Source organism: Streptomyces sp. MP131-18, assembly GCF_001984575.1.
GTDB classification, from domain to species: domain Bacteria; phylum Actinomycetota; class Actinomycetes; order Streptomycetales; family Streptomycetaceae; genus Streptomyces; species Streptomyces johnsoniae.
Map to the genome: position 1 here is coordinate 3,991,799 of NZ_LZNS01000001.1, position 26,103 is coordinate 4,017,901.

General features: G+C 71.8%; 25 protein-coding genes and 1 pseudogene. 16 read left to right on the top strand and 10 right to left on the bottom strand.

The features are described from left to right. Position 1: 1 nt before the first annotated feature. On the bottom strand, positions 2 to 3,541 hold the full coding sequence (gene dnaE / locus STBA_RS17895) for a DNA polymerase III subunit alpha (protein ID WP_077060207.1): 3,540 nt from the start codon (positions 3,539 to 3,541) through the stop codon (positions 2 to 4). 205 nt (positions 3,542 to 3,746) lie between these two features. Between dnaE and STBA_RS17900 the strand changes: the two genes are divergently transcribed. Continuing rightward, positions 3,747 to 3,965 (top strand): hypothetical protein, encoded by a 219-nt coding sequence (locus tag STBA_RS17900; protein ID WP_077060208.1) that lies wholly within the window; start codon positions 3,747 to 3,749, stop codon positions 3,963 to 3,965. 849 nt (positions 3,966 to 4,814) lie between these two features. Next, positions 4,815 to 5,606 carry an SLATT domain-containing protein gene (locus tag STBA_RS37200; protein WP_216355938.1) on the top strand — a complete coding sequence of 264 codons (792 nt, stop codon included), beginning with the start codon at positions 4,815 to 4,817 and terminating at the stop codon, positions 5,604 to 5,606. 379 nt (positions 5,607 to 5,985) lie between these two features. Here the strand turns inward: STBA_RS37200 and STBA_RS17910 are convergent, their stop codons facing one another. Further along, the gene (locus STBA_RS17910; protein ID WP_077060209.1) at positions 5,986 to 6,357 is read right to left on the bottom strand and encodes a UTRA domain-containing protein; all 372 of its coding nucleotides are present in this window, start codon (positions 6,355 to 6,357) and stop codon (positions 5,986 to 5,988) included. Positions 6,358 to 6,609: 252 nt separating this feature from the next. After that, positions 6,610 to 6,774, bottom strand: a complete 165-nt coding sequence (locus STBA_RS37830; protein WP_171987726.1) for a hypothetical protein — start codon at positions 6,772 to 6,774, stop codon at positions 6,610 to 6,612. A 288-nt stretch (positions 6,775 to 7,062) separates the two neighbouring features. Here STBA_RS37830 and STBA_RS17915 point away from each other — a divergent pair, with 288 nt between their 5' ends. Further along, positions 7,063 to 8,370, top strand: a complete 1,308-nt coding sequence (locus STBA_RS17915) for a hypothetical protein (RefSeq protein ID WP_077060210.1) — start codon at positions 7,063 to 7,065, stop codon at positions 8,368 to 8,370. 4 nt (positions 8,371 to 8,374) lie between these two features. After that, positions 8,375 to 9,115, top strand: a complete 741-nt coding sequence (locus STBA_RS17920; RefSeq protein ID WP_077060211.1) for a creatininase family protein — start codon at positions 8,375 to 8,377, stop codon at positions 9,113 to 9,115. Between the two features lie 53 nt (positions 9,116 to 9,168). Here STBA_RS17920 and STBA_RS17925 read toward each other — a convergent pair whose 3' ends face one another. The 3 genes and pseudogenes from STBA_RS17925 to paaN all read right to left on the bottom strand — a co-directional run bounded on the left by STBA_RS17925 (position 9,169) and on the right by paaN (position 11,943). Then, positions 9,169 to 9,993, bottom strand: coding sequence for a prolyl oligopeptidase family serine peptidase (locus tag STBA_RS17925; protein ID WP_077060212.1), 825 nt, complete (start codon positions 9,991 to 9,993; stop codon positions 9,169 to 9,171). Between the two features lie 125 nt (positions 9,994 to 10,118). Continuing rightward, positions 10,119 to 10,268, bottom strand: a pseudogene (locus STBA_RS38850) (4a-hydroxytetrahydrobiopterin dehydratase); the annotation flags it as partial. 31 nt (positions 10,269 to 10,299) lie between these two features. Next, positions 10,300 to 11,943, bottom strand: coding sequence for a phenylacetic acid degradation protein PaaN (paaN, locus tag STBA_RS17935; protein WP_077060213.1), 1,644 nt, complete (start codon positions 11,941 to 11,943; stop codon positions 10,300 to 10,302). 78 nt (positions 11,944 to 12,021) lie between these two features. Between paaN and STBA_RS17940 the strand changes: the two genes are divergently transcribed. Together STBA_RS17940 and STBA_RS17945 are read left to right on the top strand one after the other, a co-directional pair. Next, complete coding sequence (locus tag STBA_RS17940; RefSeq protein ID WP_077060214.1) at positions 12,022 to 12,624, top strand: TetR/AcrR family transcriptional regulator; 603 nt, start codon at positions 12,022 to 12,024, stop codon at positions 12,622 to 12,624. A 189-nt stretch (positions 12,625 to 12,813) separates the two neighbouring features. Next, a complete protein-coding gene (locus STBA_RS17945) occupies positions 12,814 to 13,980 on the top strand; it encodes a nitric oxide synthase oxygenase (protein WP_077060215.1) in 1,167 nt (388 codons plus the stop codon). Between the two features lie 38 nt (positions 13,981 to 14,018). On the opposite strand, the gene STBA_RS17950 is transcribed toward STBA_RS17945, so the two are convergent. Then, the gene (locus tag STBA_RS17950) at positions 14,019 to 14,522 is read right to left on the bottom strand and encodes an Lrp/AsnC family transcriptional regulator (protein ID WP_077060216.1); all 504 of its coding nucleotides are present in this window, start codon (positions 14,520 to 14,522) and stop codon (positions 14,019 to 14,021) included. A gap of 148 nt (positions 14,523 to 14,670) precedes the next feature. Between STBA_RS17950 and pdhA the strand changes: the two genes are divergently transcribed. Genes pdhA through STBA_RS17980 form a run of 6 tightly spaced genes read left to right on the top strand, consistent with a single transcriptional unit; the run spans position 14,671 to position 21,249 of the window. After that, positions 14,671 to 15,744, top strand: coding sequence for a pyruvate dehydrogenase (acetyl-transferring) E1 component subunit alpha (pdhA, locus tag STBA_RS17955; RefSeq protein WP_253194809.1), 1,074 nt, complete (start codon positions 14,671 to 14,673; stop codon positions 15,742 to 15,744). Between the two features lie 8 nt (positions 15,745 to 15,752). Continuing rightward, positions 15,753 to 16,712, top strand: a complete 960-nt coding sequence (locus STBA_RS17960; protein WP_077063407.1) for an alpha-ketoacid dehydrogenase subunit beta — start codon at positions 15,753 to 15,755, stop codon at positions 16,710 to 16,712. Further along, positions 16,709 to 17,986: a dihydrolipoamide acetyltransferase family protein gene (locus STBA_RS17965; RefSeq protein ID WP_077060218.1), complete on the top strand. Its 1,278-nt coding sequence runs from the start codon at positions 16,709 to 16,711 to the stop codon at positions 17,984 to 17,986. Before STBA_RS17960 ends, STBA_RS17965 begins: the two co-directional genes overlap by 4 nt. Positions 17,987 to 18,017: 31 nt before the next feature. Then, positions 18,018 to 18,836 carry an NTP transferase domain-containing protein gene (locus STBA_RS17970; RefSeq protein ID WP_077060219.1) on the top strand — a complete coding sequence of 273 codons (819 nt, stop codon included), beginning with the start codon at positions 18,018 to 18,020 and terminating at the stop codon, positions 18,834 to 18,836. Then, entirely contained in the window at positions 18,833 to 20,131 is a 1,299-nt protein-coding gene (locus tag STBA_RS17975) for a molybdopterin molybdotransferase MoeA (protein WP_077060220.1), read from the top strand. Before STBA_RS17970 ends, STBA_RS17975 begins: the two co-directional genes overlap by 4 nt. Continuing rightward, entirely contained in the window at positions 20,128 to 21,249 is a 1,122-nt protein-coding gene (locus tag STBA_RS17980) for a potassium channel family protein (protein WP_077060221.1), read from the top strand. The genes STBA_RS17975 and STBA_RS17980 overlap by 4 nt, the downstream gene beginning before the upstream one ends. A 159-nt stretch (positions 21,250 to 21,408) precedes the next feature. Here the strand turns inward: STBA_RS17980 and STBA_RS17985 are convergent, their stop codons facing one another. After that, positions 21,409 to 22,284, bottom strand: a complete 876-nt coding sequence (locus tag STBA_RS17985) for an NAD(P)H-binding protein (protein WP_077060222.1) — start codon at positions 22,282 to 22,284, stop codon at positions 21,409 to 21,411. A gap of 40 nt (positions 22,285 to 22,324) precedes the next feature. Here STBA_RS17985 and STBA_RS17990 point away from each other — a divergent pair, with 40 nt between their 5' ends. From STBA_RS17990 to STBA_RS18000, 3 genes are read left to right on the top strand one after another with little or no spacing between them, the layout of a single operon-like run. After that, on the top strand, positions 22,325 to 23,131 hold the full coding sequence (locus STBA_RS17990; RefSeq protein WP_077060223.1) for a TetR/AcrR family transcriptional regulator C-terminal domain-containing protein: 807 nt from the start codon (positions 22,325 to 22,327) through the stop codon (positions 23,129 to 23,131). Continuing rightward, positions 23,115 to 23,990 (top strand): phosphotransferase, encoded by an 876-nt coding sequence (locus STBA_RS17995; protein WP_253194811.1) that lies wholly within the window; start codon positions 23,115 to 23,117, stop codon positions 23,988 to 23,990. Before STBA_RS17990 ends, STBA_RS17995 begins: the two co-directional genes overlap by 17 nt. A gap of 36 nt (positions 23,991 to 24,026) precedes the next feature. Continuing rightward, the gene (locus STBA_RS18000) at positions 24,027 to 24,329 is read left to right on the top strand and encodes a zf-TFIIB domain-containing protein (protein WP_077063408.1); all 303 of its coding nucleotides are present in this window, start codon (positions 24,027 to 24,029) and stop codon (positions 24,327 to 24,329) included. 117 nt (positions 24,330 to 24,446) lie between these two features. Here STBA_RS18000 and STBA_RS18005 read toward each other — a convergent pair whose 3' ends face one another. Beyond that, on the bottom strand, positions 24,447 to 24,671 hold the full coding sequence (locus STBA_RS18005) for a DUF397 domain-containing protein (RefSeq protein WP_077060225.1): 225 nt from the start codon (positions 24,669 to 24,671) through the stop codon (positions 24,447 to 24,449). Continuing rightward, positions 24,668 to 25,492: a helix-turn-helix transcriptional regulator gene (locus tag STBA_RS18010; protein ID WP_077060226.1), complete on the bottom strand. Its 825-nt coding sequence runs from the start codon at positions 25,490 to 25,492 to the stop codon at positions 24,668 to 24,670. The genes STBA_RS18005 and STBA_RS18010 overlap by 4 nt, the downstream gene beginning before the upstream one ends. A gap of 244 nt (positions 25,493 to 25,736) precedes the next feature. Between STBA_RS18010 and STBA_RS18015 the strand changes: the two genes are divergently transcribed. Further along, complete coding sequence (locus STBA_RS18015; protein ID WP_077063409.1) at positions 25,737 to 26,084, top strand: hypothetical protein; 348 nt, start codon at positions 25,737 to 25,739, stop codon at positions 26,082 to 26,084. Positions 26,085 to 26,103 lie beyond the last annotated feature (19 nt).

The following is a 26,103-nucleotide window of genomic DNA, read 5'->3' on the forward strand; positions in this document are numbered from 1 at the left end:
ATCAGGACACGCGCGTGACGGCGACGGCGGCCTTCAGGTCGCCCCAGAATTCGGGGCGGACGGCCACGCGCGGGCCGAGCCGGAACACGGTGGTCCGCGACCGGCCGCGCATCCGCAGGTGCACCTCGGTGCCGCCGGGGTGGGCGTGCAGGATGTCCTTCAGCTGCGCCACCGTCCGGGGCGTCACGCGGGATTCGGCGATCTCTAGGCAGATGCGCGTGCCGGCGGCGGACGCCAGGTCGGGCACCGTCAGCTCCATGCCGACGAGCCGCGGCACGTCCTCGCGCCGGTCGAGGCGGCCCTTGACGAACACCACCGCGTCCTCGACGAGCTGGTGGGAGACCAACTGGTAGGCGGCGGGGAAGAACAGGCAGTCGATGGAGCCGTTCAGGTCCTCGACGCCTGCGATGGCCCACGGGTTCCCCTGCTTGGTCACCTTCCGCGTCAGGCCCGAGACGATGCCGCCGACGGTGACGACCGTGCCGTCCGTGTACTCGCCCGCGGTCAGGGCGGCGATGCCGGTGTCCGACCCGGCCCGCAGCACGTCCTCAAGACCGTCGAGCGGATGCGCGGATACGTACAGGCCGAGCATGTCCCGTTCCCCGGCGAGTAGTTGGGCGCGGTCCCACTCCTCGGCCGGGAACTCGGCCGCCGTCCCGGGCGTGGGGCCGGGGCCGTCCGCTTCCCCGTTCATGCCGCCGAACAGGTCGAACTGCCCTTCCGCCTCCTTGCGCTTGAGGGCGACGACGGAGTCGATCAGCGCCTCGTGGCGTTCGGCGAGGCCCTTCCTGGTGTGCCCGAGATCGTCGAACGCGCCCGCCCTGATGAGGGATTCGACGGTCCGCTTGTTGCAGGCGACCACCTCCGACTTCTCCAGGTAGTCGGGGAACGAGACGAACTTCCCGTGCGCCGCGCGCGCCCGCAGCACCGCGTCCACGACGGGCCTGCCGACGTTCCGCACCGCCGTGAGGCCGAAGCGGATGCGGTCGTTGCCGTGCGGCGTGAACGTGGCGTCGGACTCGTTGACGTCGGGCGGCAGGACGCGGATGCCCATGCGGCGGCACTCCCCCAGGTAAAGCGCCATCTTGTCCTTGTCGTCGCCGACGGAAGTGAGCACGCCGGCCATGTACTCGGCCGGGTGGTTCGCCTTGAGGTAGGCCGTCCAGTAGGAGACCAGCGCGTAGGCGGCGGCGTGCGCCTTGTTGTACGCGTAGCCCGCGAACGGGACCAGGACGTCCCACACCGCGCGGACCGCGCCGGGGGAGTAGCCGCGCTCGCGCATGCCGCGTTCGAAGTGGACGAACTCCTTGTCCAGCACCTCTTTCTTCTTCTTGCCCATGGCGCGGCGCAGCAGGTCGGCCTGGCCGAGTGAGTAGCCGGCCAGGATCTGCGCGGCCTGCTGCACCTGCTCCTGGTAGACGACGAGGCCGAAGGTCAGGCCGAGGACGTCCGTCAGCGGCTCCGCCAGCTCCTCGTGGATCGGCGTGATCTCCTGGCGGCCGTTCTTGCGCAGGGCGTAGTTGGTGTGGCTGTTCATGCCCATCGGGCCCGGCCGGTACAGGGCGGTGACGGCGGTGATGTCCTCGAAGTTGTCGGGCTTCATCAGGCGCAGCAGGGAACGCATCGCGTTGCCGTCGAACTGGAAGATGCCCAGCGTGTCGCCGCGGCCGAGGAGTTCGAACGTGGGCCGGTCGTCCAGCGGCAGCGCGAGCAGGTCGATGCGCAGGCCCTTGTTGCGTTCGATCAGGGTGACGGCGTCGTCCATGATCGTGAGGTTGCGCAGGCCGAGGAAGTCCATCTTCAGCAGGCCGAGCGATTCGCAACTGGGGTAGTCCCACTGCGTGATGGTCACCCCGTCGGAGTGCCGCACCCACACCGGCACGTGGTCGGTGACCGGCTCGCTGGACATGATGACGCCCGCGGCGTGCACGCCCATCTGCCGGACCAGGCCCTCCACGCCGCGCGCGGTGTCGACGACCTTCCGCACGTCCGGCTCGTTCTCGTACATGCCGCGGACCTCGGCGGCCTCGGCGTACCGCGGGTGCGCCTCGTCGGTGATGCCGGACAGCGGGATGCCCTTGCCGCCCGCGTCGGCCGGCATGGCCTTGGTGATGCGGTCGCCCACCGCGTAGGGGTAACCGAGCACGCGCGCCGCGTCCTTGATCGCGTTCTTGGCCTTGATGGTGCCGTAGGTCCCGATCATGGCGACCTTGTCGGCGCCGTACTTCTCGGTGACGTAACGGATCACCTCGCCGCGCCTGCGTTCGTCGAAGTCGATGTCGACGTCCGGCATGGAGACGCGCTCCGGGTTGAGGAAGCGTTCGAAGATCAGGCCGTGGACCAGCGGGTCGAGGTCGGTGATGCCCAGCGCGTAGGACACCAGGGACCCGGCCGCGGAACCGCGGCCGGGACCGACGGCGATGCCCTGCCGCTTGGCCCACATGATGAAGTCCGCGACCACCAGGAAGTATCCGGGGAAGCCCATCCGGACGATGACGTCCATCTCGTACGCGGCCTGGTCGGCGTACCGCTGTCCGACGCCGCCGGGGAAGCGGCGGGCCATGCCCCTGCCGACCTCGGCGCGGAACCAGGACTCCTCGGTGTAACCCTCGGGAACGTCGAAGCGCGGCATCAGGTCGTGCTTGTCGAACCAGCCGGTGACGTCGACCTGTTCGGCGACCAGCCGGGTGTTGGCGCAGCCCTCCTGCCAGGCGTCGGAGGAGTCGACGGCGTACATCTCCGCGGGCGACTTCAGGTAGTAGCCCGAGCCGTCGAAGCGGAAGCGGCCCGGGTCGGCGAGGCTCTTGCCGGTCTGGATGCACAGCAGCGCGTCGTGGGCCGCGGCCTCGTCGGCGCGCGTGTAGTGGGCGTCGTTCGTGACCAGCGGCGGGATGCCCAGCTTGCGGCCGATGTCCAGCAGCCCGTCCCTGACCCGGCGCTCGATCTCCAGGCCGTGGTCCATGAGTTCGACGAAATACCGGCCGGGGCCGAAGATGTCGCGGTAGTCCGCCGCGGCCTTCAGCGCCTCGTCGGACTGGCCGAGCCGCAGCCGCGTCTGCACCTCGCCGGAGGGACAGCCGGTGGAGGCGATCAGGCCCCGCGCGTAGGTGGCGATGGCCTCCTTGTCGGTGCGCGGCCACTTGGTCAGCCAGCCGGTCGCGTAGGCGTCGGAGGAGAGCCGGAAGAGGTTGTGCAGGCCCGTGTCGTCGTAGGCCCAGATCGTCTTGTGCGTGTAACTGCCGGAGCCGGAGACGTCGTCCCGCTTCTGGTGCGGCTGCCCCCACTGGACGCGCCGCTTGTGCCGCCGCGACTCCGGCGCCACATACGCCTCGATGCCGATGACCGGCGTCACACCGGCCTCGCGGGCCTGGTGGAAGAAGTCGTAGGCACCGTGCAGGTTCCCGTGGTCCGTGACGGCCAGATGCGTCATGCCCGTCTCCCGGCACGCCTTGAACAGGTCCGCGAGCCGCGCCGCGCCGTCGAGCAGCGAGTACTGGGAGTGGACGTGCAGATGCGTGAACGGTTTTCCGGCATGCCCCATGCGGGCCACCGTACACCCGTCTTGGACGTACGTTCAGGACGCTCGTTCAATCCTCGCGAGGCTCGAACAGGTGCGCCCGTCTCGCGGCCGGATGTCATCCGAACGTGTTCACCGTTGCGCAAGGCGGAGGAAACTCGCGCGGCACCGGCCCGCCGAGCGCGCACAGTGGACGTTCGGAAGACGGACGGACGTCAGAGGAGACGCGATGTCCTGGGCTGACGGGACATGTGTGGTCGATCTGCGCAGCGGCCGGCTGGGCCGGGTCACCGGCCGCACCGGCAGCCGCCTGCACCTGCGGCCGCTCAGCGGCGGCCGCCCATGGGACTGCCCGCGGGGACGGGTGCGCGCGGCCACCGAATGGGAGCAGCGGAACGCCGACGTCCTGGACGCCACCTGGCGCTTCTGGCGCCCCGCCGCAGGCTAGCGACCTGCGGCGCGGGTAACCACCGGACCTCCCCCGCGCCTCGGCGGCGAGCCCGGCCGCCGCTCCGCCCGTTCCGCTTCCGCGGCGGCGGCACGTTCCCAAGGGGGAGCGCTCCCTGCGCACTACCGCGAACCCCGGCAGACGCCCGCCGGCCTCATCCGGCATGCCTGCCGGGCCGGCCCGGCTGCGGCAGCCCTGCCTCCCCGCGACACCACAGCCGTCGCAGGCGGACTCGACGGCGATCAGCGGCACTCATCTGCACCAAGACCCGCCCAGCGCAGCAAAGTCCGCGTGTGGGCTTCGAGCCCTCACCCCTTCCGTGCCCCGCCGCACGACCGTGCAGGACGCCGTGTGGAGCTGCGCCTCATCGGCGATACCCAAGTTAGAACACAGGGGACAGAAGCCACATTCGTACGGTTGTCCGACTAAAACAGGTCGCTTGGGTGGCTGAATCTGACACTTCGGGCACTGCCGATACCGACAGCAACTATTGTTAACTTTCTGTGGCGCGGCAAAGCGGTTGCCGCACCGTGAACCAGGCAATGCGCCCAGAAGCTAACAGGGGAGGCATTGAAAGATACTTTCGTGATATTCACTGCCGTAGGCGCGGGCTCCTTGACGACACTCGCAGGCGTCATCAGCGGTGCCTTCCTCATCATCGCGGCTCAACGGAACTCTCCGCCCACGCGGCGTGGATCGAATGCCGGGGAGCCGCCAGATGGCGAACCACTGCAGACTCCTGAGACCCGCACGCCAACCTCTACGAAAGAACAGCCCTCGACTGCTCAATCGACACAAACAGAAGGCTCAAGGACGATGACGACCCCGTTCCCGGATACAGCAGACAGGGTGAGAGCCCTGATCAGGCACAAGAAGGAAATCGGCGAGATTCGGGTCGCCTTCAGGGTTCGAACCATCCAAACGGTAACTCGATGGTTAGCCGCAGCTCTCGCCGTCGCTCTATTATTCGGTTTTACGGTCGCGAATGTCGCGTTCGGGTGGTCGGCCATCGCCCTGGCAAATAAGATCGCTATCCCTGTAGTTCTGCTCAGTGCGGCGACCTTCGGAACGATCCGTTTTGTCGAAGGTAAGGCAAGCGGGCACTACGAAAAGACAGCGCGCGAACTGAAGATTGAACTCGAAGCAGCAGAGGAGCTTCGGCTCCTGGACGCCGCCCGTCTCGGCCTTCCGGTGACAGACCGCCAATACTCCTACAAGGACTCTATCCCGGTCGAACTTGAGGGCCTTCGCAAAGACGGAAGAAAATATAGAAGGAAGCACAACATCGCACAGTCTGTCATTATCGTCGGCTCGCTGAGCGGAACGGCCGTTGCCGCCCTTGCTGATACCCCGACTCCCATCAAATACTGGGCTATGGGTATCACCTTCTCCGTCGGCGTGGCAGCAGGGTTTACCGGCTACTACAAATGGCGTGAGCGGGCCTTCTATCTTCAACAGACGGCGGATGACATCGAACACCACATCACCGCCTTTGAGTTGGGGATCTCGCCCTACGATGATTCGGATGAATCGACAAGGCTGGCAAAGTTGGCCAAGGAAGTCGAATTCCTGCGTGTTGAGCAACGCAAGCGTGAACAGCAGCTTGATCAGCCGCACGAGGGAAGTGTAGAAGTTGCCTAAAAGGCGACCTCGGTTAATGGGCTTCACCATCAGCCGCTGGTTACTCGCACCAATCACCACATGGCAAGCCTTACGTCTCACTAAAAAAAACCCCGCCTTGGGGTCGCAGAGGGCATGGATAATTGCCCGCCTCGCCACTCACCCTGAAGAGAAAACGATGGCTAGAGTGTACTGGCTGAAAATCAAAACTGGTCGGAAGAGGGGGGCGAGAAATCGGCGAACTCCATGAAGGCGCGGTATTCTGCGTAGATGTCAACGATGGGGGCAGGAGCCGTCCGGCTGAGAGGCTTCTGTCGTAACACGCGGGGGTCGCCCCCTTCCGTCTGTCCGGGCCAAAGGAGTGGTCCGGACAGACGGACAGGTTGGATATCTGGGGGTGTTACAGCGCTGTTGACGCGGGTTGTGGTGTAGATGGCTTCTGCGCGGTCGCCGGACAGGTGAGGAAGGCGGCTTCCAGCACGCGGCCGGTGGTGTCGATCGCTGTGCGCTGGATGGACAGCATGGATACGCCGATGGTGATGCCGAAGGTGTCGGCTTCGTCGGCGGTCGGGGGGCGTGCGGTGACCTGTTCCACTACCCGGTCGAGGGCGATCCCCGCGGCGGACAGCCGTTCGCGGAGGTCGGCACTCCTCAGTGACGGGGGGCATGTCGCCGAGGGGCGCCCGATACCGGCGAGGGTCGTGGGCTGGTAGACGTGCGTGATGCAGTGCGGGGCGCTGCCGCGGTGCCGGCTCGCGCAGGGGCAGCCCACGCTACCGCCGTCGTGCCTGGCGAGGGCTGATGCGGCGGGCGGCCCAAAGCACGGTCGTACGGGACATGGTGAGACTTTCGCCGCCGGCGAAGTGCAGACGCTTGCCGCCCCGTCCGATGCTCACCATATCGAGGACGACCCATGCCTGACCGCCGACCATGACTTGGTCTCCGCGCCGGACCGTGCAGGCGTCAACCTCTATGGAGACCAGGACGCCAACCGGAGGACTGCCCGCCTGGGGAAAAGCGCTCGTCATGTGCCCGCCAACCGCTTCAGATGTTCGTCGATCCGCTTGTTCAGGCCGGCCAGCTGGGCACCGAGGTCCTCCTCATCGGGTGGTCCCGTCTCTCGTCCGCTGCGGTCGTGCTCAGCGTCGCGTGCGGGCGATCCGGTCTCGGGGGGCCCTGCTTCGCTCATGACCTCACCCCCGCCCGCCGATGGGCTCCGGGGCGCTGGTGCCGGCCCGAAGTGGAAGGCATCAGTGGCGGGTCGAAGACTCTGGCGGCACGGTTCGGCATGTCAGCGCTCCTCTGCAGCGTCCGCTATGTCCCCGGACCGCTGTCCCACGGTCGCGGGGGTACGTGTGAGCACAAGCGTCGTGGCTTCGGGGCGCGTCATGTAGACCCGCATGATTACCCACCGTGGATAAGATCTCTCTCAGTGGAGCCAACCCACCCCAGCCGTCCCTGTCTCGGAGCGTGGCGCATGCCCTCCAAGTACGAACCGCCCCACGAGCTTCCGGACCGGCTGCTGCGCGACGCCGAAATGATCGAGGCATGTCGACAGCGTGAATTCGCACGCATCTTTGACCTTGTCAGGACCCGGGCCGGGATCTTCCCCTCTCTGATTGCCCGGCGTTGCGACATGACACCGAGCCGCGTCGGTGAAGTGCTCAAGAATCAGCGCGTCATCAGGGACATCTCGGTGATCGAGCGCGTAGCGGACGGCTTGCGCATCCCAGGCCGCATGCTCGGACTCGCCGCCCGCGGCTGGGAACGGGACGAGCAGGCGCCCCCCACCCCGCAGTTCGGGACGCCCGGCGCCTGGTCTCCCGTTGTGGAGGACGATCCGACCGACCCGGCGTTCGTCGTCAGCATGGTCGAGAGCCAACTGCCCAAGCACTACGCTGGCGCGAATTTTTTCGGAGCGCGTCAGACCATTCCGTCCGTGCTGCACCAGGCCCACGGCATCATGCGCGTGCTGGACACGGCCGCCGTTCCCACTCGTCAGGAACTGCTGGGGATCGGCAGCCGAGTGGCCGAGTTCCTGGGATGGCTCTTCCAGGACCTGGGCGACTTCCGAACGGCTGGCTACTGGTCGGATCGGTCCATGGAGTGGGCGCAGGAAGCGGCCGACGATCCTATGCAGTCATACGTGCTCTTCCGGAAGGCGAACCAGGCGATTGCCCAGGCCAACCCGCAGAGGGCCGTGGGCCTCGCTCGCGCCGCGCAGCGCATGCCCGGAATGACGCCTCGGATCACGGCTCTCGCCGCCCAGCAGGAGGCCCAAGGACACGCGCTCATGGGCAACCCCAAGGCCGCGCTCGCCAAGTTCGACGAGGCACACGCGCTGGCCTCGCGGGCGAACGCGACCGACCCGGGCCGCACGCTCGACACCTCGTACTGCACGCCGACCTATGTCGAGATACAACGGGCCAACTGCTGGATGGACCTGGGCGATCCCCGTCGCGCCGCGCAGCTCTTCGAAGCCGAACTCGTCGCCGTTCCCCAGGTCTTCCGCAACGACCGCGGCGTTTATCTCGCGAGACTTGCCCGTGCCTACATCGCAGCCGACGAGCCCGAGCGCGGGGCCGACGCCGCAAGGAAAGCACTGGGGATCGCCGGCCAGACGGGTTCGGCCCGCACCATGAACGAACTCGCCGCCGTCCTGCGCGCGGCTCAGCGGCATCTGCACGTGCCCGAGGTGGCCGAGCTTGCCGAGCGGTACCGGCTCACCCGGGCACCCGCCGGACTTGGGCAGCTTGGGCAGGTCGGGCAGGGTGAGGGAAGCTGACGTCATGGACGAGCTGATAACGGGAGCCACCTCCGGTGACGAGCGGCGCAGGGGGCGCGCGGTCGCCGTCCTCCCGGTGGGGAGTTTCGAGCAGCACGGCGAGCGGCTTCCCCTCGCCACCGACACCCTGATCGCCTGCCTGATCGCTCGCCGGATCGCCGATGACCACGGGCTGTTCCTCCTGCCGCCCGTTACGATCTCCTGCTCCCACGAGCACGCACACATGGCGGGTACGGTCAGCATCTCCGCCGGCACCCTGTACGCCGTGATCAAGGACATCTGGCGTTCGCTGGAAGGCTCCGGTGTACCAGGTCTGCTCATCGTCAACGGCCACGGCGGCAACTACGTGCTCTCCAACGTCGTCCAGGAGCTCAACGTCACCGGCCCCCGCGTCGCTCTCTTCCCCGCCCACGAGGACCGGCGCCGGGCCCGGGCCACGGCGGGACTCGAAAGCAGCAGTGAAGAGGACATGCACGGAGGAGAGTTCGAAGTATCGCTGCTCCTGCACGGCGCCCCCCATGCCGTCGGCGAAGGCATCGCCGAGGACGATCACTCGGCGCCCGAACGGCCGCACCTGCTGACGTTGGGCGTGGCGGGCTACACCACGACCGGCATCATCGGGCGGCCCTCTCTGGCTACCGCCGCCAAGGGCAAGGCGATTCTGGACAGCTTCTCCGGCACCGCAGCCGGCCACCTGGCGTTGATCGGCGGGCTCGGGCGGGGCGGCGGATCTTCGCGGTGCTGAAGCGGGGGTGATGTGGACGGCCAGGGGCACGTGTCGCCGCCGAGTGCCGGTGATCAACTCCTGAGGTGCCGTCGGTACCACTCCGTCAGGATCTCGTCGACTGCCCTGCTCGTGGGGCGTTGGGCAGCCGGTTCCAGGCCCGGCTCATCGGCCAGGGAGTGCGCCAGGCCCGGCACAGTGATCAGTTCGACCACGTCCGGGTCCGCGTATTGCTCGTGCAGCGCGTCGACCAGGGCGAACGCGTCCGCGCGCAGTTCCGGGCGGTCCCGCTCCCCGCTGACGAGCAGCAGCGGCGGTTGTGCTCGGAACTCTCCGGCGCGGGCGACGAAATCCAGTTCGTCGGCGGCCTTCTCGGCTTCCGCGGTCCACTGGTACGGCTGTCCGGTGAGATCTGCGACCGGCCCGACGGTGGACCGTATTCGCAGAGCCGGGTTGACCATGGCGATCGCCCGGACGGGGATCAGCCCCGTGGCCAGTATCTGGAGCGCCACGGCGCCGCCGAGGGAGGCGCCGAGAAGGCTGACCGGCTCCTCGTCGACCGGCAGTTGCTCGCGCAGTGCGGTGAGTGCGGCCGGGAATTCCTCGACGGCCTGATGGGCGATCGGCGTCAGGAACGCCAGCACCGCGTCCTGGCGGGCGAGCTCGAGGGCGGCTTCGGCGCGGCCGTCCACCATCCGCGTGCCACACATCGGCATGCCCAGGTGGACCCGCCAGGCAGGCACCCCGGCCATGGGCAGTGCGGCGGCGAACGCCGCGTCCGTACGTGGCGCGTCCAGCATGTGCCACGTGACGATCAACGGCGCGGGCCCGTCGACGTCTCCGGCCGGTGGGAGCGCCGTGAACGGTACTCCGGCCGCGGTACCAGTGATCGTTTCCATCGTCTCTCCTTCGGTCCTCGGCTCGCCACTGTAGGCGGCTCGGCGGAGACTGCGACCCTGCTTCTGCCGGTGGCCGATCTGCCAGGGCTGAATCGTCCAGGAGACGACAGGCGGGCGGGCTCGGGCGGGGCGGCACCGTGCGCGGCGGCAATGTCGTCGATACGGGCGGCCAGGTGGAAACCGGCGCTGGTCAGCCTGTTGCCGGCATCGTGGGTGGTACTGGAGAACCGAATATGGTCCCACCGCAGGTCGATGTCCGCGCGGTGGCCGGTCAGCAGGCGGCCGGGTCCGGCCCCGCAGGCGGGCTCAGGCCGGGCGGCGGATTTCTACCGTTCGGAAGCGGGGGGTGATGTAGGCGCCGTCCACCAGGGCCGCGTTGGCCGCCGGGTTGCCGCCCGAGCCGTGGAAGTCGGAGAAGGCGGCGGTCTGGTTGACGTGGACGCCGCCGGTGAGGTTGAGCGAGAGCTGCGCGCAGGTGTCCAGGCACGCCTCGGTCAGCGCCCCGGCGACGGCTTCGGACGTGGTGTGGCCGAGCACGGTGAGTGCGCCGCGTTCGGTGACGGTGCGGCGCAGCAGGGCGATCGCGGCCTCCGTCGAGTCGACGGCGACCGCGAAGCTCACCGGGCCGAAGCACTCGGTCAGATACGTCTTCTCGGCCGCCGGCTCTGCCGCGTCCAGGGCGACGATCAGCGGGGTGCGCACCGTCGCTCCGGGGAAGTCGGGGTGCGTGACCGCACGCGGGGCGAGGGCGACGCGGCCGGTCCGTTCCGCGGCTTCGAGGCGCTCGCGCACCGCCGGGCTCACCAGCGCGCCCAGCAGGCCGACGGCGCGCGCGTCGTCCGCGAGCAGCCGGGTCACCGCGCCGGCCAGGTCGGCCACCACCTCCTCGTACGTCCGGTGGCCCGCGTCCGTGGCGATGCCGGTGCGCGGGATCAGCACGTTCTGCGGGGCGGTGCACATCTGGCCGCTGTACAGGGACAGGGAGAACGCCAGGTTGCCGAGCATGCCGCGGTAGTCGTCGGTGGAGTCGAGCACCACCGTGTTGACGCCCGCCTTCTCGGTGAAGACCTGCGCCTGGCGGGCGTTGGCCTCCAGCCAGTCGCCGAACTCCGTCGACCCGGTGTAGTCGATGATGCGGATCTCCTCCCGCAGTGCGAGGGTGCGGGCCGTGCCCTCGCCGTCCCGTTCCGCGGCCAGGGCCACCAGGTTGGGGTCGAAGCCCGCGTCGGCCAGTGTCTCGCGGGCGACGCGGACCGCGAGCGCCAGCGGCAGCACGGCCCGCGGGTGCGGCTTGACCAGCACGGGGTTGCCGGTGGCCAGCGAGGCGAACAGGCCGGGGAAGCCGTTCCAGGTGGGGAAGGTGTTGCAGCCGATCAGCAGCGCGATGCCGCGCGGCACCGGCACGAACTCCTTGTCGAGCACCAGCGGATCGCGCTTGCCCTGCGGTTTGGTCCACTCGGCGCGCTCCGGCGTGCGCGTCTGCTCCGCGTACGCGTACGCCACCGCTTCGAGCCCGCGGTCCTGCGCGTGCGGCCCGCCCGCCTGGAGCGCCATCACGTACGCCTGTCCCGTCGTGTGCATGACGGCCTGCGCGAACTCGGGGGTGCGCGCGTTGATCCTGGCCAGCACGTCCAGGCACACCAGGGCCCGCCGCTCCGCGCCCGCGGCCCGCCACGCGGGCAGTGCCGCCCGCATCGCGGGCAGCAGCACGTCGGGGTCCGCGTGCGGGTACGTGATGCCGAGCGGGAAGCCGTACGGCGACACCTCGCCGCCGGCCCAGCCGTCGGTGCCGGGCTGGCCGAGGTCGAATCTGCGGTCGCACAGCGCACGGAACGCGGCTTCGCCGTCGTCCGCGTAGGCGCGCGGGTGCTCGGGGTGCGGGGACCAGTGGGCCCGGCTGCGGAGGGTCTCGACGGCGGTGTCCAGCGTGGCGCGGTGCGAAGAGGCCATGGCACGATACTGCTGCCGAACGAACGGTCGGTGCAAGACCGGCGCACGGCCGGCGGAAGAACGGGGCGAAGGACCACCATGGCAGGCAGGCGCGAGACCTACACACCGCAGTCCTTGCTCGAAGTCGCCGTCACGGTCTTCAACGAACGCGGCTACGACGGCACGTCCATGGAACACCTGGCGCGCGCCGCCGGCATCTCCAAGTCCTCCATCTACCACCACGTCCCGGGCAAGGAGGACCTGCTGCGCCGCGCCGTCAGCCACGCGCTCGACGGTCTCTCCGCCGTCCTCGACGAGCCGCCCGCCACCACGGGACGCGCCGTCGACCGCCTCGAACACGTCGTGCGCCGCACGGCGGAGGTGCTGATGGAACGGCTGCCGTACGTCACCCTGCTGCTGCGGGTGCGCGGCAACACCGAGACGGAACGCTGGGCGCTGCGCCGCCGCCGCGACTTCGACCACCGCGTGGCGGGACTGCTGCGGCAGGCCGCCGCGGACGGCGACCTGCGTCCCGGGGCCGACGCCAGGCTGGCGACGCGGCTGCTGTTCGGCATGATCAACTCGATCGTCGAGTGGTACCGGCCGCAGCGCGGGGGACCGCAGGTCTCCGCGGAGGTCGTCGAGGCCGTCGTCGCCCTCGCGTTCACCGGCCTGCGCCCGCCGGACCGCGGCGCGTCCTGAGCCGCGCGGGGGCCGCGCGGGGGCCGCGCGGGGGCCGCGCGGGGGCCGCGCCGGGGCCGCGCCGGGGCCGCGCCGGGGCCGCGCCGGGGCCGCGGCATCAATTACCCTGGCGCCGGCGGGGATCACGTACCAGACGCACCGACGACGTACCGACGACGCACCCGTGCCGTCCACGACTCCGGGAAGCCCATGCACTCCACGCGCCCCACCGCAGCCGTCCGCCCCGCGGCCCCCGCCTGGCGGGTGCCCGACTGGCAGGAGGCGGAGGAGTTCATCCGGCTGTTCCACACCGAACAGCCGGACCAGCCAGTGCCGTTCGCCACGCGGCTGCGGCAGATCCGCGAGCACCTGGAGCAGACCGGCACCTACCGGCACACGCACGCCGAGCTGGAGTTCGGCGCGCGGGTCGCCTGGCGCAACTCCAGCCGCTGCATAGGCCGCCTGTACTGGAAGAGCCTGCGCGTCGTCGACCGGCGCACCGCGGTCACGCCGCACGAGATCCACGGCCACCTGATGGAGCACCTGCGGATGGCCACCAACCGCGGCCGCATCCGCCCGCTGGTCTCCGTGTTCGCCCCGGCCACCCCGTACCGGGCCGCTCCCCGGGTGTGGAACGCCCAGCTGATCCGCTACGCCGGCTACCGCACCGTGGACGGCGCGCCGATCGGCGACCAGGGGCAGGCCGCGTTCACCGACGTCGTGCGCCGGATGGGCTGGCAGGCCCCGGGCGGCTGGTTCGACGTGCTGCCGCTCGTCGTCGAGACGCACGGCGACAAGCCGCAGCTGTTCGACGTGCCGCGCGACCTGGTGCTCGAAGTGCCGATCGTGCACCCGGACAACCCGCGGTTCGCCGCGCTCGGCCTGCGCTGGCACGCCCTGCCCGCCATCTCGCAGATGCGGCTGTCGATCGGCGGCATCGACTACCCGCTGGCCCCGTTCAACGGCTGGTACATGGGCACCGAGATCGGCGCCCGCAACTTCGTGGACCCCGGGCGCTACAACCTGCTCCCCGTCATCGCCGACCTGCTCGGCCTCGACACCGGCAGCGAGACGACCCTGTGGCGCGACCGGGCGCTGGTCGAGCTGAACGTCGCCGTGCTGCACTCCTTCCAGGCGGCCGGGGTGAAGATCAGCGACCACCACACCGAGTCCCGCCGCTTCCTCACCCACCTGGAGCGGGAGGAGGCGCAGGGCCGCACCGTGCCCGTCGACTGGTCGTGGATCGTGCCGCCCGTCTCCGGTGGCCTGACCCCCGTCTACCACCGGTACTACGACGAGGCCGATCTGCGGCCCAACTTCTACCTCGACGACGAGGCCCGTGCGCTCGGCGAGGGCCGCTGTCCGGTGGCGCACTGACCGTTCCGTCCCGCCGGACCGGTCCCGGCGGGCCGGACTCACCGGCCGGGCAGCAGGTCCTGCTCCTCGAAGACCAGCAGCGTGCGCGTGCTCAGCACCTCGGGCATCGCCTGGATGCGGGTGAGCACCAGCTCCCGCAGCGCCCGGTTGTCCGCCGTGTGCACCAGCAGCAGCACGTCGAAGTCGCCGCTGACCAGCGCGATGTGGGTGGCCCCCGGCAGCGCCTCCAGCTTCGCCCGCACCGAACGCCAGCTGTCCTGCACGATCTTCAGCGTGATGTAGGCGGACGCCCCCTGGCCGGCCCGCTCGTGGTCCACCCGGGCCGAGAAGCCGCGGATCACGCCCTCCTCGATCAGCCGGTTGATGCGCGCGTAGGCGTTGGCCCGCGAGATGTGGACCTGCTCCGCCACGGAACGCACCGACGCGCGCCCGTCGGTGCGCAGCAGCCGCAGGATCGCCGTGTCGATGGGGTCGAGGGGGCGGACGGGGGGCGCGGAGCCCGCGCGGTTCGCGCCGTCGGTGGTCAACTGGTCGTCGGGCATGCGTTTCCGGCTCCCTCCCTGGACGTCCTGCTCCCATACCACGTCACATCGGACCAGCTGTCCACAGGGTCTCCCCGGTGGTAGCCAAGCTGCGCCGTCAACCGAACAATCGGTAGGGAGGGTTGCTCGCCGCGAGGAGGTGCCCACGGTGACCGTTCAGGACGCGACCGTTACGGAACTGCCCACACTGCTGCCCGAGAGTGAACCGTTCCGGATGCTCGGCCAGTCCACGCCCGATTCCGCGCTGTGGCCACGGCTTTACACCGCACTCGTCCGCGGCCGGCGGTACAACACGCAGGCGACCGCGCTCACCCGGCAGGGGCGGCTGGCCGTCTACCCGTCCTCCACCGGACAGGAAGCGTGCCAGGTCGCCGCCGCGCTCGCCCTCGGCCCGCGTGACTGGCTGTTCCCCAGCTACCGCGACACCCTCGCCGCCGTGACCCGCGGACTGCCGCCGGCCGCCGCACTCGGCCTGCTGCGCGGCGACTGGCACACCGGCTACGACCCGCACGCCCACCGCATCGCGCCCCTGTGCACCCCGCTGGCCACCCAGCTCCCGCACGCCGTCGGCCTGGCCCACGCCGCACGGCTGCGCGGCGACGACGTCGCCGTCCTCGGCCTCGTCGGCGACGGCGGCACCTCCGAGGGCGACTTCCACGAGGCGCTGAACTTCGCCGCCGTCTGGCGCGCGCCCGTCGTCTTCCTCGTGCAGAACAACGGCTGGGCCATCTCCGTGCCGCTCGCCAAGCAGACCGCGGCGCCCAGCATCGCGCACAAGGCCATCGGCTACGGCATGCCGGGCCGCCTCGTCGACGGGAACGACGCACCCGCCGTCCACCACGTCCTCACCGAAGCCCTGGACCGCGCCCGCGCCGGCGGCGGCCCCACCCTCGTGGAGGCCCTGACCTACCGCGTCGACGCGCACACCAACGCCGACGACGCGACCCGCTACCGCGACGACGCCGAGGTCGCCGCCTGGCGCGCCCGCGACCCGCTCCCCCGCCTCGAACGCGAACTGCGGCGGCACGGGCTGCTCACCGACGACGCGGCGGAGGCCGCCCGCGCGGACGCCGAGGAGCTGGCCGCCGGCCTCCGCGCGGCGCTCGGCAGCGACCCGCCGCTCGCCCCGGCCGATCTCTTCGCCCACGTCTACGCCACCCCCACCCCGCAACTGCGCGAGCAGGCCGCCGGGTTCGGCGGCGGTGCCGGAGGCGCGCCGTGACCGTACCGATGGCTCAGGCGCTGAACCGGGCGCTGCGCGACGCGCTGGCCGAGGACCCGGACGTCCACCTCCTCGGCGAGGACATCGGCGCCCTGGGCGGCGTGTTCCGCGTCACCGACGGGCTGGCCGCCGAGTTCGGCGAGAACCGCTGCACGGACACGCCGCTGGCCGAGGCCGGCATCCTCGGCACCGCCGCGGGCATGGCGATGTACGGCCTCAGGCCGGTCGTCGAGATGCAGTTCGACGCGTTCGCCTACCCCGCGTTCGAACAACTGGTCTCGCACGTCGCCCGGATGCGCAACCGCACCCGCGGCGCCGTGCCGATGCCGCTGACCGTGCGCGTGCCCTACGGCGGCGGCATCGGCGGCGTCGAGCACCACAGCGACTCCTCCGAGACGTACTACATGGCCACGCCGGGACTGCACGTGGTCACCCCGGCCACCGTCGCCGACGCGTACGGACTGCTGCGGCAGGCCATCGCCTCCGACGACCCCGTCGTCTTCCTCGAACCCAAGCGCCTGTACTGGACGAAGGGCGAACTCGACGGCCGGGTCGCGCCGTTCGGCCGCGCCGCGGTCCGCCGCACCGGCGCCGACGCCACCCTCCTCACCTACGGCCCGGCCCTGCCGGTGTGCCTCGCCGCGGCCGACGCCGCCCGGGAGCAGGGCTGGGATCTCGGCGTCGTCGACCTGCGCACCCTCGTCCCGTTCGACGACGAGACCGTCTGCGCGGAGGTCAGCCGCACCGGGCGCGCCGTCGTCGTGCACGAGGCCGCCGGCTTCGCGGGTCCCGGCGCGGAGATCGCCGCCCGCGTGACCGAACGCTGCTTCCACCACCTGCGGGCCCCGGTGCTGCGGGTCACCGGCTTCGACATCCCCTACCCGCCGCCGCTGCTCGAACATCACCATCTGCCCGACGCGGACCGCATCCTGGCCGCGGTCGCCCGTCTCCAGTGGGACCTCGTATGACGACGACACCGACGACGCCTCCGACGACACCACCGACGACGCGCGAATTCTGTCTTCCCGACCTGGGTGAGGGCCTGACCGGAGCCGAGATCACCCGCTGGCTGGTGGAGGTCGGCGACCACGTCGACATCGACCAGCCCGTGGTGGAGGTCGAAACGGCCAAGGCGCAGGTCGAAGTGCCCTGTCCCTTCGCGGGCACCGTCACCGCCCGCTTCGGCGCGCCCGGCGAGGACATCCCCGTCGGCAGCCCGCTGGTCCGCGTCGCCGCCGACGCGGGCGCCGACGCGACCGCCGACGCGGAACCCGGCCCGGGCCAGGTCCTGGTCGGCTACGGTCCCCGGTCCCCGGCCCCTTCCCCCACCGGCGCGGGCCAGGTCGCCCCCGCGCACGAGGAGCCGGGGACCGGTCCACCCCTGCCGCCCCCGCCGCCACCGCCACCCCCGCCACCGCCGCCCTTCCCCTCCGGCGCGCGGCCGGCCACGGGCGCCGTCGCCTCGCCGCTGCTGCGGCGGCTGGCCCGCGAACGCGGCGTGGACCTGCGCGAGGTGACCGGCTCGGGGCCCGGCGGCCTGATCGTCCGCGCCGACGTGGAACGGGCCGCCGCCGCCCGGCGCGTCCCGCTGCGCGGCGTGCACGGCACCATGGCCGAACGCGTCACCCGCAGCCACGCCGACATCCCCGCCGCCACCTGCTGGGTGGACGCCGACGCCACCCGGCTGATCGAGGCCAAGCGGCGCACCGGGCTGCCGCTGCTCGCACTGCTCGCCCGCGTCTGCGTCGCCGCCCTGGCCCGCCACCCCGAGCTGAACGCGTCGCTCGACGCCGACGCGCGAGCCGTCGTACAGCACCGGGCCGTGCACCTCGGCTTCGCCGTCCAGACCGACCGCGGGCTCCTCGTTCCCGTCGTCCACGACGCGCACACGCTCACCACCGAGGCGCTCGCGGCCGAACTGGCCCGCCGCACCGAAGAGGCCCGCGCCGGAACGCTGCCGCCCGCCGCGCTCACCGGCTCCACGTTCACCCTCAACAACTACGGCGTCTTCGGCGTCGACGGCTCCACGCCGCTGATCAACCACCCCGAGGCCGCCATGCTCGGCGTCGGCCGCATCGTGGAGAAGCCGTGGGCCCACGAGGGGCAGGCGGTGCTGCGGCACGTCGTGCAGCTCTCCCTCACCTTCGACCACCGCGTCTGCGACGGCGGCGCCGCGGGCGGCTGCCTGCGGGAGGCCGCCGATCTCGTCGAGGAGCCGCTGCTCCTGCTGCGCCGGGCGTAGGCCCCTCGGCGCGGGCGGGTACGGTGCCCGCATGGCTTCCTACGACGCCGTCGTCCTCGCCGGCGGCGCGGCCCGCCGGCTCGGCGGCGCGGACAAACCGGCCGTTCGCGTCGGCGCCCGTTCCCTTCTCGACCGCGTGCTCGCCGCCTGCCCCGACGCGGCGGCCACCGTCGTCGTCGGGCCGCGGCGGGCAGTCGCGCGGCCGGTCCGCTGGGCCCGCGAGGACCCGCCGGGCGGCGGCCCGCTGGCCGCCCTGCACGCCGGTCTCGCGCACACCGACCGGCCCCTGGTCGCCGTGCTCGCCGCCGACCTGCCGTTCCTGACCGCGGACACCGTCCACCGGCTGCTCGCCGTGCCCGACGCCGCGGACGGTGTGCTGCTGCACGACGCGGAGGGCCAGGACCAGCCCCTCACCGCCGTCTACAGGACCGAGCCGCTGCGCCGCGAAATCGCCGTGCTGGCAGCCGAGTTCGGCACCCTGGCCGGACTGCCGCTGAAGCTGGCGCTGTCCGGGCTCGCCGTGCACCGGCTGCCCGCCCCCGACGGTCTCGACTGCGACACCTGGGCGGACATCGCCACGGCCCGCGCCAGGATCAGGGACGATGGAGCCGTGCTGGACGAATGGATCGCCGCGGTCAAGACCGAACTCGGCATCGACCCCGACGTGGACACCACCGCGCTCCTGGACGCCGCCAGGGATGCCGCGCACGGCGTGGCCCGCCCCGCGGCGCCGCTGACCACGTTCCTGATCGGGTATGCCGCCGCACTGCACGGCATGTCGCCCGCGGAGGCGGCCCGGAAGGTGTCCGCCCTCGCGGAGAGCTGGCAGCAGGAAGAGCCGCGGGGATGACGGACGAGTTCGACGACGCGCTCGCCCTGGCCAACGGCCCGGCGGGCGCCGCCCCCGCCGCGGCGCGCGGCGCGGGCCGCCGCGGCGTGGCGCGGCCGAGGCACGCCCAGGCCGAGGGCGCCGCGCACGTCGGCCCGGCCTGGGAGAGCGCCCGCGCCACCGCGTTCCGCTCGGTGCGCCCGCTGCCGCCGCGCCGGCTGCCGCTCGACCTCGCGCTCGGCCACACCCTCGCCGCGCCCCTGACCGCGCTCACCGACCTGCCCGCGTTCGATACCTCCGCCATGGACGGCTGGGCCGTCGCGGGCCCCGGGCCCTGGCGGCTGACCGCCGGGGAGCCCGGCGTGCTCGCCGGCGCCCCGGCCGCCGGGCGGCTGACGGACGGTGAAGCCGTGCCCATCGCCACCGGCGCCCGGGTGCCCGAGGGGGCCACGGCCGTTCTGCGGTCAGAACGCGGCACCGCGGCGGACCGCCGCCTGCGCGGCCCGAGCCCGCAGCCCGGCGCCGACATCCGCCCCCGCGGCCAGGAGTGCCGCAGCGGAACGGAGCTGCTGCCGGCCCGCACCCCGCTGACCCCGGCCGCCCTGGGCCTGGCCGCGGCGGCCGGCTACGACCAGCTCGCCGTGCGGCCGAAGCCGCGCGCGGAGGTGCTGGTCCTCGGCGACGAACTCCTGTTCCGCGGGCTGCCGCACGACGGCCGCATCCGGGACGCGCTCGGCCCGATGACCGGGCCCTGGCTGGCCGCGCTCGGCGCCCAGGTCATGGTGACCCGGCGGCTCGGTGACGACGCCGAGGCCCTGCACGAGGCGATGAGCACCAGCCGCGCCGACCTGATCGTCACCACCGGGTCCACCGCGGCGGGCCCCATGGACCACCTGCGTGCGGTGCTCGCCCGGCTCGGTGCCCACCTGCTCATCAGCGGCGTCGCCGTCCGTCCGGGGCACCCCATGCTGCTGGCCGAACTGCCGGGCGGCACGCCCCTGGTGGGCCTGCCGGGCAACCCGCTGGCCGCCGTCTCCGGCCTGCTGACCCTGGCCGAGCCGCTGCTGCGCGCGCTCGCCGACCGGCCGGCCGCGGCCGCGCGGCACGGGCGGCTGACGGACGAGGTGCGCGGCCACCCCGAGGACACCCGGCTGGTCCCGGTGGAGCTGCCCGAGCCGGACGCGGCCAGGCCGCTGACCTACGCGGGCCCCGCGATGCTGCGCGGGATCGCCGCCGCCGCGGCGCTCGCGGTGATCCCGGCCGGCGGGGCGCGGGCGAAGGACCGGGTCCGGCTCCTCGACCTCCCCGCCGCATGAGGTTCCCCAGGCGGGCCGCCCGCCGCGACGATGACGATGACGGCCGTTCGCTCGGCGTCCGGCTGCCGCGCTACGTCGCGGGGCCGCTGCTCCAGGTCGTCCGGCGGCTGTGCATGGCGCTGGCCGTGCTGGCCACCGCCGTCGTGATCGTCTACGCCGACCGCGGCGGGTACACCGACAACCACGACGGCGAGGTCGGCTTCGCCGACGTCCTCTACTACGTCACGGTCTCGCTCTCCACCACCGGCTACGGCGACGTCGTACCGGCGTCGGACGGCGCGCGGCTGATCACCACGTTCCTGATCACGCCGCTTCGCGTCCTGTTCCTGATCATCCTGGTCGGCACCACACTGGAGGTGCTGACCGAGCGCACCCGCGACCAATGGCGGCTTGCTCACTGGAGGAAGACCTTGCGCGACCACACCGTCATCGTCGGATTCGGCACCAAGGGCAGATCCGCGGCGGAGACGCTGATGAGCGGCGGCCTGAGCCAGGACCAGATCGTCGTCGTCGACCCGAGCGCGGCGGTCGTCGAGCACGCCAACGCGGAGGGCTACGCCGGCGTCGTCGGTGACGCGACCCGCAGCAGCGTGCTGATGCGGGCCCGCGTGGGGCGGGCCAGGCAGGTCGTCATCTCCACGCAGCGGGACGACACGGCGGTGCTGGTGGCGCTCACCGTCCGGCAGTTGAGTTCGAAGGTGCGGATCGTGGCCTCGGTGCGCGAGGCGGAGAACGTTCCGCTGCTGCGGCAGTCCGGCGCCGATTCGGTGATCACCAGCGCGAGCGCGGTCGGGCGGCTGCTCGGCCTGTCGATGATCAGCCCCAGCTCGGGTGCCGTGATGGAGGATCTGATCCAGCACAGCAAGGGCCTGAGCCTGCGCGAGCGGCCGGTCACCAAGGCGGAGGCGGGGCGTTCCCCGCGCGAGTGCCCGGACCTGGTCGTCTCGGTGATACGCGGTCACCGGCTGCTCGGCTTCGACGACGAGGCGGCGCAGACGCTGGAGCTCACCGACCGCCTCGTGGTCATCCACCGGGTGCGGCCGGAGGACGTGAAGCCCCTGACCCAGAAACAGGAACGGGACCGCGGCCCCGGCTCCTGGCGCATCCCCCGCCGCTGAGTCCTGTCCGGACGGATTGCGGGCTCGGTCAGGTGTCCCGCAGAGCTGCCGAGCCCGTCGGCCGGGCCGCGGGTCCGCCCGGTCGGGTCCGGCCGGGCCGGTGGGGAAGCCGCGGCCGGGGTGCTGGAAGGGGCGGGTGCCGGCCGGCCGCCGGCGGTCTCAGGCGAAGTCCGCGGCGTGGTCGCGGGCCCAGTCGGCGAACGTGCGCGCCGGGCGGCCGGTGGCGTCGGCCGCCGTCGGGACCTGCGCGGCCGGTGCCGGGGTCGGCGCCTCGGCGGGGTCCGCGGGGTCCGCGGCCTCGCCCGAGTAGTCGGTGAAGCCGAGCAGGAAGTCCGCGTTCTCCGCGGCGAACCCGCCCTGCGCAAGGTATCGTTCGCGTGCCTCGGCCGGGGTGACCCGCACCAGCGCGATGTCCTCCCCGAGCGCCGCCGCGATGGCCGCGACCTGCTCCCCGCGCGTCAGCAGCTCCGGCCCGTTCAGCGTGTGGGCCGCGCCGGCGTGCCGGTCGGTCAGCAGCGCCTCGGCGGCCACGTCGGCGATGTCCGCCTCGTGCACCGGGTACCACGGGACCTCGGGGAACGGCTCGTGCACCACGCGCGCGGAACGGATCGAAGGGCCCCACAGCCACAGCTTGTTGAGCATGAACTCCCCGGGGCGGACGAAGGTCCACGCCATCCCCGACTCCGCCACCGCGCGCTCCACCGGCAGGTGGAAGTCGGTGTCGAAGCCCGCGGTCACCGCCCCGGAGGACAGCACCACCACGTGCCGTACCCCGGACCGCGCGGCGAGCGCCGCGACCTCCCGGGCCGTGCCGGGGAAGGGGAAGAGGTACATGCGCTCCACGCCGCGCAGCGCGGACCGCAGCGAGTCCGGGTCCGCCAGGTCTCCCGCGGCGATCCCGACTCCCCCGGGCAGCACGTCGGCCGCGGCGGCCGGGTCGCGCGTCAGCGCCCGCACGTCGGCTCCCGCGTCCCGCAGCCGCGCCGTCACCAGCCGGCCGACGTGGCCCGTCGCTCCCGTCATCAGTATCGTCATGGAATTACCGTATGGCATACGGGAATGTAGGATCAAGCGCATGGCAGCCGAGCGCAGCGGGGCGGGCGACCCCAGGCGGACCCTCGATCTGCTGTGGCGCGCGGGGTCGGGCGGCGGCCCGCGGCGCCCGGCGCGCGGCCGCAGGCCGCGGATCTCGGTGGACCGGATCGTCGTCGCCGCCGTCACCGTCGCCGACCGGGACGGCATCGGCGCGATGTCCATGGAGCGCGTCGCCGAGGCACTGGGCGCGGGCACGATGTCGCTCTACACGCACGTGCCGGGCAAGGCCGAGCTGATCGACCTCATGGTGGACGCGGTCCTGGCCGAACGCGACCTGCCCGGCGCCGGGCAGGCCCGCCCGGACGGCTGGCGGGCGCGCATCGAGCTGTACGCCGCGCGCACCGGCGACCTCCACCGCCGCCACCCCTGGCTCCACCAGGTCTCGCTGGTGCGCCCGCCGCTCGGCCCCGGCCTGCTCGCGCAGGAGGAGTACCTGATCGCGGCCCTGACGGACAGTGGCCTGCCGCCCGACGACGTCGCCGCCGCGGCCGGTGCCGTCGCCGCGGCCGTGGACGCGGCGGCCTCGTCGGCCGCGGCGGCGGACCGCGCCGAGCACGAGACCGGCCAGTCCGACGCGTCGTGGTGGGCGGCCCGTTCGTCGTTCTGGGAACGGGACTTCGACGACGAGCGCTACCCCGCCATCGCCGCCCTGTGGCGCGCCGGGGGCCTCGGCCGCGACGCCCGCGAAGTGGCCACGCGAGCGGGGACGTTCGGCCTCGCCCGCCTGCTCGACGGCATCGAGGCGCGGGCCACGGCGGCAGGTGCGGGCGGTGTCCGAGGCGGCTGAGGCGGCGGCCCTCGCCGCCGCCCTGACCGGGGACGAGCCGGTGGTGCTGGCCGACCGGCCGGACGGCACCGTGGTCAGGATCGGCGACGCGGTCGTCAAGGCGCACGGCGAGGACACCGACGTGGCGGCGCTCGCCGCGCGCGTCCGCGCCGCCGCGCACCCCGCACTGGCCGGCGTGCTGCTGCCGCCGCTGCCGCCGCTGCCGCCCGGCACCGTGTCCCTGCTGCACGACGGCAGGCCGGCCACGGTCTGGCCCTACGGGGCGCCCGTCGATCCGGAGGCGGTGCCCTGGGAGGCGGCCGGTGCGCTGCTGGCCCGGCTGCACGCGGTGCCGCCGGCCGTGCCGGGGCCGCTGCCGCCCGCGGGCGGCCCGGCGCGCGCGGCGCGGGCGCTGGCGCGGCTGCGGGCCGCGCGCCTCCCGTCCGCGCGAGCCGCGGTGCGGGACGCGGCGGCGCGCATCCTCGCAACGCCCGTGCCGGTGCGGTCGGTTGCCCTGTGCCACGGCGACTTCCACCTGGGACAGCTCGTCAGGTACCCGGCCGACGGGGGCGTCTGGCGGCTCATCGACGTGGACGACCTCGGCATCGGCGACCCGGCGTGGGATCTCGCCCGGCCCGCCGCGTGGTTCGCGGCCGGGCTGCTGCCCGCCGAGGACTGGCACCGGCTGCTCCACGCGTACCAGACGGCGGCCGGCACCGGGGGCGAGGACCCGTGGCCCGCGCTCGACGGCCCGGCGCGGGTACTGACGGCGCAGTGCGCGGCGCGCGCCCTGGTCCGCGCTGCGGCGACGGGCCGGCCACCGGAACCGGAAGATGAGGCTCTCTTCATTTCCTGTCTCAGGATCGCCGCGCTGCCATAGAGTGAGACAGCCAGCAAATCGACCATGGAGCCGATGATGCAGTGTCCCAAGTGCCGTGCACCGATGCACACGTTCAACCGGAGCGGGGTTCAGATCGAGCAGTGCAGTGGCTGCCGGGGGATCTTCCTCGACTACGGCGAGCTTGAGCACATCGCTCAGCTGGAAGCCAATTGGGCACCGCAGGCGGCGGCCCCGCCGCCCCCCGCACCGCCGCAGCAGCCGTACCCGCCGGCCGGCGGCCCGGCCTGGGGGGCGCCGCAGCACGGACATCACCACGGCGGTCACCACTACCCGCGCCGCAAGAAGGGCGGCATGTCCGGGCTGTTCTTCTCCTCCTGAGCACTCACGGACCGGAATGACGGCCCGAATGACGGCCCGCGGGAGGACACGCGTTCCCGCAGAGCAATCCCCCGCTGCCCGGCCCGGGCCGCGGGGGTTCGCCGTGTCGCGGAGTCGTCAGTGCGCGGCCGGGCCGCCGCCCTTGACGGCGCCGACGAAGCCGGTCCAGCCGGCCGCGGCAAACGTGAGCACCGGTCCGGCCAGGTCCTTGGAGTCCCGCACCGGGACGATCCCGGTAGCGGCGGCAATGTTCTCCGCGTATTCGAGGCAGGCGCCCCCGTTGCCGCTGCTGTAGCTGGACTTGACCCAGTCGGCGCCGGCCAGGTCGATCGTGCTCTTCATCGGGAGTACTCCTCCAACATCACCTTTTTGATGAGCGCCCGCGATTCGTCAGGCGACATGGCGTCCGCCCGCAGCCGGTCGTAAGTTGCGGCGGCTTGCGCCACTTGCGCGGATGAGTCAATCACATGGCCGCCACTCCAGGATTCCTCGTAGAGCAGCGGGGGATCTTCGGTGAACCTCAGCAGGATGAAGCTTTCCGTCGCAGGCGCCGCTCCGCTGGAGAACGGGAGGATCTGAATGATGATCTGCGGCGATTCCGACTTGCTGAGAAGATGACCCAACTGCGCGCGCATGACAGCGATTCCACCGATCTGACGGCGGAGGCATGACTCGTCGAGAATCACCCACAAGAGTGGGGGGTTTGCTCGTTCGAGTGCTTCGTGCCTCCGCATCCTCGCGTCGACCTTGCGCCTGACCCACTGCTCCGATGAAGTCGGGTGCGCGTGCCGGTAGATGGCGTATGCGTAGTCCTCCGTCTGGAGGATGCCGGTGACCAGGTTGGCGCTGTAGTCGAGGATCGTGTCCGCCTGGGCTTCCCACTTGACGTACGGCTCGAACCAGGAGGGGTGTTCGCGGCGGTTGATGCGTTCGCGCATTCGCGCGAAAAACCCAGAAGTGTTGAACACACGATCGCAAGCCGCCGCGAACTGCGCACTGCCGAGCAGCAGTCCGTTCTCCACCTTGCTGATATAAGGCGGCTGATAGTGCGTTTCGTCCGCGAGTCCCTTCTGGGTCAGCTTTGCGTGCAGCCGCGCCTCCCTGACCTCAAGTCCGAAATAGGCGTAGCCGTCGCTCGGTTCACTGCCGCTGAACTCGTTCACTTGTTTGTCTTCCTGACTTTCCGGACCAGTGGGAAACCCGAAACCCGGTGTCTTGCGGACACCGGAGGGTGATGGTTGGGGTACGCAAGGTGAATACCCATGGCGGAGGTGGCGGTCACATGACGGCAGACGATCTCATCGGAGAAGTGCATACGATTTCGCGTACGAGCCTTCACACGTGCGCGAGGGTGCGGGCGCAGAGCCCGGAGAGCGTGGAGAGGCCGGAGAGTCCGGGGTGTTCCGCATGAGCGCGAGTGTTCATGTCGCCCTGCGCGGCATCGTGTTCTCCGGGGTGAGCGGCTGGCCGCTGCCGCAGCGGGCCCCCGAGGGCAACGACTGGGTCACCGGCCGCTGCTGGCTGTACTGCCGGCGCGAGAACGTGAGCGTGCTGTGGATCGGCCCGCTGCGGACCCCGTCGGTGGAGGGCGAGTTGTACGCCTGCGGGCAGTGCATCGCCGAACTGGTCAGCATGGCGCGCGAGGAGCAGCGCCGCCGCGACCTGCCGGAACACCAGGTCTGCGAGCACCGGGAGCTTGAGCGACGGGAGGGAAAAACGTTTTGCAGCGGATGCGCGCGCCAGATCTATCTTTGACGATGGTCGCCCGGCTGAA